The organism is Streptomyces sp. ATexAB-D23 (genome assembly GCF_000373645.1).
GTDB lineage: Bacteria > Actinomycetota > Actinomycetes > Streptomycetales > Streptomycetaceae > Streptomyces > Streptomyces castrisilvae.
Genome location: NZ_KB892001.1, coordinates 548654 through 555393 on the forward strand (window position 1 = coordinate 548654; position 6740 = coordinate 555393).

Annotated in this window: 3 protein-coding genes and 2 pseudogenes; 4 read left to right on the plus strand and 1 reads right to left on the minus strand. The window is 72.6% G+C overall.

Annotation, left to right across the window (positions count from 1 at the left end; all coding sequences use genetic code 11):
- The first annotated feature begins 240 nt into the window (after positions 1 to 240).
- The gene (locus B082_RS0102375) at positions 241 to 1305 is read left to right on the plus strand and encodes a LacI family DNA-binding transcriptional regulator (RefSeq protein ID WP_018550218.1); all 1065 of its coding nucleotides are present in this window, start codon (positions 241 to 243) and stop codon (positions 1303 to 1305) included.
- A 139-nt stretch (positions 1306 to 1444) separates the two neighbouring features.
- Positions 1445 to 2353: a phosphatase PAP2 family protein gene (locus B082_RS0102380; protein ID WP_018550219.1), complete on the plus strand. Its 909-nt coding sequence runs from the start codon at positions 1445 to 1447 to the stop codon at positions 2351 to 2353.
- Between the two features lie 84 nt (positions 2354 to 2437).
- Here the strand turns inward: B082_RS0102380 and B082_RS0102385 are convergent, their stop codons facing one another.
- Complete coding sequence (locus tag B082_RS0102385; RefSeq protein ID WP_018550220.1) at positions 2438 to 5428, minus strand: bifunctional [glutamine synthetase] adenylyltransferase/[glutamine synthetase]-adenylyl-L-tyrosine phosphorylase; 2991 nt, start codon at positions 5426 to 5428, stop codon at positions 2438 to 2440.
- 206 nt (positions 5429 to 5634) lie between these two features.
- On the opposite strand from B082_RS0102385, the pseudogene B082_RS39705 reads away from it, so the two are divergent.
- Together B082_RS39705 and B082_RS0102390 are read left to right on the plus strand one after the other, a co-directional pair.
- A pseudogene (locus B082_RS39705) lies at positions 5635 to 5793 on the plus strand (SseB family protein); the annotation flags it as partial.
- Positions 5787 to 6740, plus strand: a pseudogene (locus B082_RS0102390) (type IV secretion protein Rhs); the annotation flags it as partial. The pseudogenes B082_RS39705 and B082_RS0102390, both read left to right, overlap by 7 nt.

A 6740-nucleotide genomic window follows, 5' to 3' on the forward strand; every position in this document is an offset into this window, starting at 1 on the left:
TTGCCGTCAAGACTCTTGACGGAACCCGTCGATCCCTGACAGGGAGGGCTCACCAGCCCCGATTCCGCAGTGCGACGATCCGACCGCAGCCGGCGAACCACCACCGCAAGACCTTGCAAGACGTTGCTGCGGACCTCCACGGCCCCCTCCCCCGGGCCGCAAGCCCGCCCACCGCCGCCGCTCCCGCCCGGTTCCCTTCCTGGTGGGCAATCCGACCCGCTCCCGGTACAGTCCATTGCCATGACCGCACGGCTTGCCGATATCGCAACTCAGGCGGGGGTCAGCGAAGCGACGGTCAGCCGCGTACTGAACGGCAAGCCCGGGGTTGCCGCTGCCACCCGCGAATCCGTCCTCGCCGCGCTCGACGTCCTCGGCTACGAACGGCCCGTACGTCTGCGCAGGCGCAGCGCGGGGCTCGTCGGCCTGATCACGCCCGAGCTGGAGAACCCCATCTTCCCGGCGCTCGCCCAGGTCATCGGGCAGGCGCTGACCCGGCAGGGCTACACCCCGGTGCTGGCGACCCAGACCCCGGGCGGCTCCACCGAGGACGAGCTGACGGAGATGCTGGTCGACCGGGGCGTCTCCGGGATCATCTTCGTCTCCGGGCTGCACGCGGACACCTCCGCCGACATGCAGCGCTACGAACAACTGCGCGCGCAGGGCGTGCCCTTCGTCCTGGTCAACGGCTTCTCGCCCAAGGTGCAGGCGCCGTTCATCTCCCCGGACGACCGGGCCGCGATGCGGCTGGCGGTGACCCACCTGGTGTCGCTCGGCCACACCCGGATCGGGCTCGCGGTCGGCCCCAAGCGCTTCGTCCCCGTGCTCCGCAAGATCGAGGGCTTCCACACCACGATGCGCGAGCAGTTGAACCTGACGGCGGACGAGGTCGAGGAGCTGATCCAGCACTCCCTGTACACGCTCGAAGGCGGCCAGGCAGCCGCGTCGGCGCTGATGGAACGGGGTTGCACGGCGGTGGTGTGCGCGAGCGACATGATGGCGCTCGGCGCGATCAGGGCCGCCCGCAGGCTCTCCCGCGAGGTCCCGCGCGAGGTCTCGGTCGTGGGCTACGACGACTCGCCGCTCATAGCGTTCACCGACCCACCGCTGACCACGATCCGCCAGCCGGTCACGGCGATGGGCCAGGCCGCGGTACGCACACTCCTGGAGGAGATCGGCGGCACGCCCGCCCCGCACAGCGAGTTCGTCTTCATGCCGGAGCTGGTCGTACGCGGTTCGACGGCCGCCGGCCCCGGCACGGCCACCACCTCGCAGGCCGCTCCCCCAGGATCGCACGCCCGCCCGTAACAGGCCTGCCGGACGTGCAACTCGCGCCCCGCCGGAGGATCATCGGGCGGGGAGGGCAAATCTGGCAGACTCTGTGCCTATGGGTGAATTGAGCGTGAAACGACAGGAAGGCCGTACGGAGGCCACCCCGTCACCCATCGTGAACGAGGCGGCTCCCGAGGCGAACACGAAGCAATCCGGTCGCGCGCACGGGATCGGCAGAGCGGTCGAGAGACCGTTCGGCCACGTCGTGTCACGACTGCGCTCCCCGCGGTCGCCCCGGCGGCCCCGGCTCTGGTTCGAAATCCTGCTCATCGCGCTGAGTTACTGGCTGTACTCGTTGGTGCGCAACGCGGTCCCGGAGCAGAAGGCCGCCGCCCTGGCCAACGCGGACTGGCTGTGGTCGGTCGAGCGGTTCCTCGGCATCGCCGTCGAGCAGTCGGTCAACCACGCGGTGAACTCGGTTTCCTGGCTCATCGTGTCGATGAACTACTACTACGCGACCCTGCACTTCATCGTCACGATCAGTGTGCTCGTGTGGCTGTTCCGCAGACACCCCGGCCGGTACGCGGCGGCCCGACTGGCCCTGTTCGCGACCACGGCGGTCGCGCTCGTCGGCTACTACCTGTACCCGTTGGCCCCGCCCCGCCTGATGAACGGCGGCAACTTCATCGACACGGTCCTGGTCCACCAGACCTGGGGCTCGATGGCGTCGGGCAACTTCAAGAACATGTCGAACCAGTACGCGGCGATGCCGTCGATGCACATCGGCTGGTCGCTGTGGTGCGGCCTCACCATCTTCGCCCTGGCCTCGGCCCCCTGGGCGCGCATCCTGGGCCTGCTGTACCCGACGGTGACCCTGATGGTCATCGTGTCGACGGCGAACCACTTCTGGCTGGACGCGGTGGGCGGCGTGGCGTGCCTGGCGTTCGGTTACGCGGTGTCGTACGCCTGGTACGGGTCGCTGCCGCACCGGTTGCCGAAGCGGATCGCGCCGAAGACGGCGCGCAGACCACGGCTGAGCGCGCTGTCGGCGCAGCCGCGCGAGGCGGCGGCGACCCGCCACTAGTACCGCGGCACAATCAAGCCCCTCCGGCGATTGAGGAGCGGGGTGTGGGGCGGCGCCCCACAAGCCCCCCGGAGGGCCCGCGCCTCACCCCCCGTAGAACCGCTCCTCCACAACCCCCCGCGCCCGCCGCGTGATGCGGCGGTAGTCGTCCAGCATGTCGCCCACGTGCCCCTCCTCGTACCCGAGGTAACGGCCCACCGCGGTCAGCTCGCGCGGGACCGAGGGGAAGGTGTCGCCGGGCCGGCCCCGTACGAGCATCACCGCGTTGCGGACCCGGGTGGCCAGGACCCACGCCTCGTCCAGGGTCCTGGCGTCGTCCTCGGGGATGAGGCCCGCCTCGCACGCCGCGGCGAGTGCCTGGCGGGTGCGGGTGGTGCGCAGGCCGGGGACCGACCGGGCGTGCTGCATCTGCGTCAGCTGGACCGTCCACTCGACGTCGCTCAGGCCGCCCCGCCCCAGCTTGGTGTGGAGGGTCGAGTCCGCGCCGCGCGGCATCCGCTCGGACTCCATGCGGGCCTTGAGCCGCCGGATCTCGCGGACCGCGTCCTCCTCCAGCCCGTCCTTCGGATATCGCAGCGGGTCGATCAGCGCGACGAAGTCCGCGCCCAGGTCCAGGTCCCCGGCCATCGGCTCGGCCCGCAGCAGCGCCTGGCTCTCCCAGCCGAGCGACCAGCGCCGGTAGTACGCCCCGTACGACTTCAGGGTGCGCACCAGCGGGCCGCTCTTGCCCTCGGGGCGCAGGTCGGCGTCGATGATGAGGGGCGGGTCGGCGGTGGGCAGCTGGAGCAGCCGGCGCATCTCGGAGACCACCCGGTTCGCGGCCCGGCTCGCCTCCTGTTCGTCCACGCCCTCGCGCGGCTCGTGGACGAACAGGACGTCCGCGTCGGAGCCGTATCCCAGCTCGTGCCCGCCGAAGCGGCCCATGCCGATGACCGCGAACCGGGTGGGCAGGGTGTCGCCCCACTCCGCGCGGACGGCGGCCCGCAGCGCCCCGGCGATGGTGACGGCGTTCAGGTCGGTGACGGCGCCGCCGACCCGGTCGACGAGGGCGCCCGGGTCGGATTCGGCGGGGCTGTCCTCCGTGCCGTAGGAGCCGATGAGGTCGGCGGCCGTCGTGCGGAACAGCTCGCGCCTGCGCACCCCGCGCACCACCGCGACGGCCGACTCCGCGTCGCCGGCGCGGCCCACGGCGGCCAGCACCTCCTGTTCCAGGTGCGTGCGGCTGCGGGGGGCGAGGCCGTGCGGGTCGCCGAGGATGGTGACGGCCTCGGGGGCGCGCAACAGCAGGTCGGGGGCGAGCCGGCCGGCCGACAGGACCCGGGCGAGGTTCTCCGCCGCGGCCCCTTCGTCGCGCAGGAGCCGCAGGTACCAGGGGGTCTTGCCGAGCGCGTCGGACACCTTGCGGAAGCCGAGGAGTCCGGCGTCCGGGTCGGCGGAGTCCGCGAACCAGCCGAGCAGCACCGGCAGCAGGGTGCGCTGGATGGCGGCCTTGCGCGAGACCCCGGAGGACAGGGCCTCCAGGTGTCGCAGGGCGGCCGCCGGGTCCTCGTAGCCGAGGGCCACGAGCCGGGCGGTGGCGGCCTTCGTGCTGAGCCGGGACTCGCCGGGCGCGAGCTGGGCGACGGCGTCGAGCAGCGGCCGGTAGAACAGCTTCTCGTGCAGCCGGCGCACCACGGACGCGTGCCGCCGCCAGGCCTGGTTCAGCTCGGCGATGGGGTCGGTGCGCAGTCCGAGGGAGCGTCCGAGGCGGCGCAGGTCCGGCTCGTCGTCGGGGACGAGGTGGGTGCGGCGCAGCCGGTAGAGCTGGATGCGGTGTTCCATGGCGCGCAGGAACCGGTAGGCGTCGTCCAGCTGTACGGCGTCCACGCGCCCCACGTAACCGCCGTCGGCGAGCGCCCCCAGCGCCTTCAGGGTCGATCCGCTGCGCAGGGCGGGGTCGCTGCGGCCGTGGACGAGCTGGAGCAGCTGGACGGCGAACTCGACGTCCCGCAGCCCGCCGGGTCCGAGCTTCAGCTCCCGGTCGACGCGGTCGGCGGGGATGGTGTCCACGACGCGGCGGCGCATCTTCTGCACGTCGGGGACGAAGTTCTCGCGGTCGGCGGCCTGCCAGACGAGCGGCGAGACGGCTTCGACGTATTCGGCGCCGAGCGCGGTGTCCCCGGCCACCGGCCGGGCCTTGAGGAGCGCCTGGAACTCCCAGGTCTTGGCCCAGCGCTGGTAGTAGGCGAGGTGCGAGGAGAGCGTACGGACCAGGGGCCCGTTGCGGCCCTCGGGGCGGAGGTTGGCGTCGACGGGCCAGATGGTGCCCTCGGCGGTCGTGTCGGAGCAGATCCGCATGAGGTGCGCGGCGAGCCGGGTGGCGGCCTGTACGGCCTTGTTCTCCTCGGCGCCGTCGGCGGGTTCCGCGACGAAGATGACGTCGACGTCGGAGACGTAGTTCAGCTCGTGGCCGCCGCACTTGCCCATCGCGATGACCGCGAGCCGGCACCGCGCGGCGTCGTCGGGGGCCGCCGCCGACGCGATGCGCAGGGCGGCCCGCAGCGTCGCGGTGGCGAGGTCGGCCAGCTCGGCGGCGGTCTCGGCGACGTCGGTGGTGCCGCAGACGTCCCGGGCGGCGATGGACAGCAGGCACCGCCGGTAACCGGCGCGCAGCTCGTCCGGGTCGTCGGCCCCGGCCAGCTCCTGCTCGAACTCGGTGACCCCGGGGTGCAGGTCGGTGGCCTCGTACGTGACGAGAACCTGCCAGTCGCGGGGGTGGCGTGCCAGGTGGTCGCCGAGCGCCTCCGACGCCCCGAGCACCCCGAGCAGCCGGTCCCGCAGGGGCTTCGCCGTGACCAGGGTGTCCAGCAGGATCTGCCGCTGGCCCGCCTCCTCGGCCTCGACCAGCCGGACCAGGCCGCGCAGCGCCAGATCGGGGTCGGCGGTGGCCCCGAGCGCGTCGAGGAGCACGGAGTCGGAACGTACGGAGGAGAGGTCGGGCAGGTCGAGCAGCCGCTCGGCGGCGGACGGGTCGGTGAAACCGTGCCGCAGCAGTCGGGTGAACGTACTGCTCCTGCGCCCCGGCACCATCGTCATTCCGCGCTCTCCCGCTCGCCGCCCGATCAGCTTCCGGCTTTGAAGCCTATGGCCTTTCGTTCGGATCAGCCCGCGAGCCCTGCCCGGTTCCTTCAGGGGGCGTCCGGGCCCGCCGCCCGCCGGGACAACGGCTCGGTGAGAACCGTCTCGGGCCTGTCGGGCGTCCTGGTCTACGGTGTCGTGAGTTCGCGGGAGGGGGAGGGGCCGTGGAGCGATCTCGGGCAGCGCTGGCCGAGCGCTTAGCCGAGCGGAGGAGCGGGGTAGGGGACCCGCGGGCGCTGGTCGGTGAGATGCGGCGCGCGGTGCTTCTGGTGCCGGTGTCCGGTGACCGTCTGTGGTCGGCGCGGGTGGGCGGGGTGCGGTGGGCGGCGTCTCCCGCTTCGAGTACACCCACTTCGACCTCCTCGCCGCCCGCACCGGACCGGACGGCGCCCGCTACGAGTTCGAGCACGACCGCGCACTGCGCCTCACCCGCGTCACCAACCCGCAGGGGCTGGCCTGGAATTACGTGTACGACGCGGCCGGCCGCATGGTCGCCGAGACCGACTTCGACGGCCGCACCCTCACCTACGAACTGGACGCGGCGGGCAGGCTCACCGCCCGCACCGACGCCCTCGGCGGGACCATCGCGTACGAACGCGACCCGCTCGGCCAGATCCTCCGCAAGGACGTCGACGGCCACGTGACGACGTACGCCTACGACCGAGCGGGGCGCCTCCTCGAAGCCGTGGGCCCGGAAAGCGAGATCCGCTACCAGTACGACCGCTCGGGCAGGACCAAGACGGAACTGGTCGACGGCCGTCCCGTCTCCTACACGTACGACGCGCTGGGCCGCCGCACCCGGCGCACCACCCCCACCGGCCACGCCACCTGCTACGCCTACGGCCCCGACAGCCGCCCCCAGCACCTCACCAGCGGCGGCCACCGCATCGACTTCACCCACGACGACGCCGGGCGCGAACTCACCCGCGCCTACGACGACGCGCTCACCATGACCTCCGCCCGGGACGAGACCGGACGCCTCACCGCCCAGCACATCGACGCCGGACCCCGGCCCGTCAACAGCCGTACCTACACCTACCGCGCCGACGGCCACCTGACATCCATCGCCGACCGGAAGTCCGGCACCCGCACCTTCGACCTCGACGCGGCAGGCCGCGTCACCGCCGTCCACGCCCAGAACTGGACCGAGCACTACGCCTACGACGACGCCGGCAACCAGACCTCCGCCACCTGGCCCTCCGCCCACCCCGGCACCGAGGCCACCGGCCCCCGCACCTACACCGGCACCACCCTCACCCGCGCCGGAGAC

Bases quoted from the DNA above. Each gene is read 5' to 3' on its own strand.
- B082_RS0102375 (WP_018550218.1), top strand. From the start codon at position 241: ATGACCGCACGGCTTGCCGATATCGCAACTCAGGCGGGGGTCAGCGAA.
- B082_RS0102385 (WP_018550220.1), bottom strand. From the start codon at position 5,428: ATGACGATGGTGCCGGGGCGCAGGAGCAGTACGTTCACCCGACTGCTG.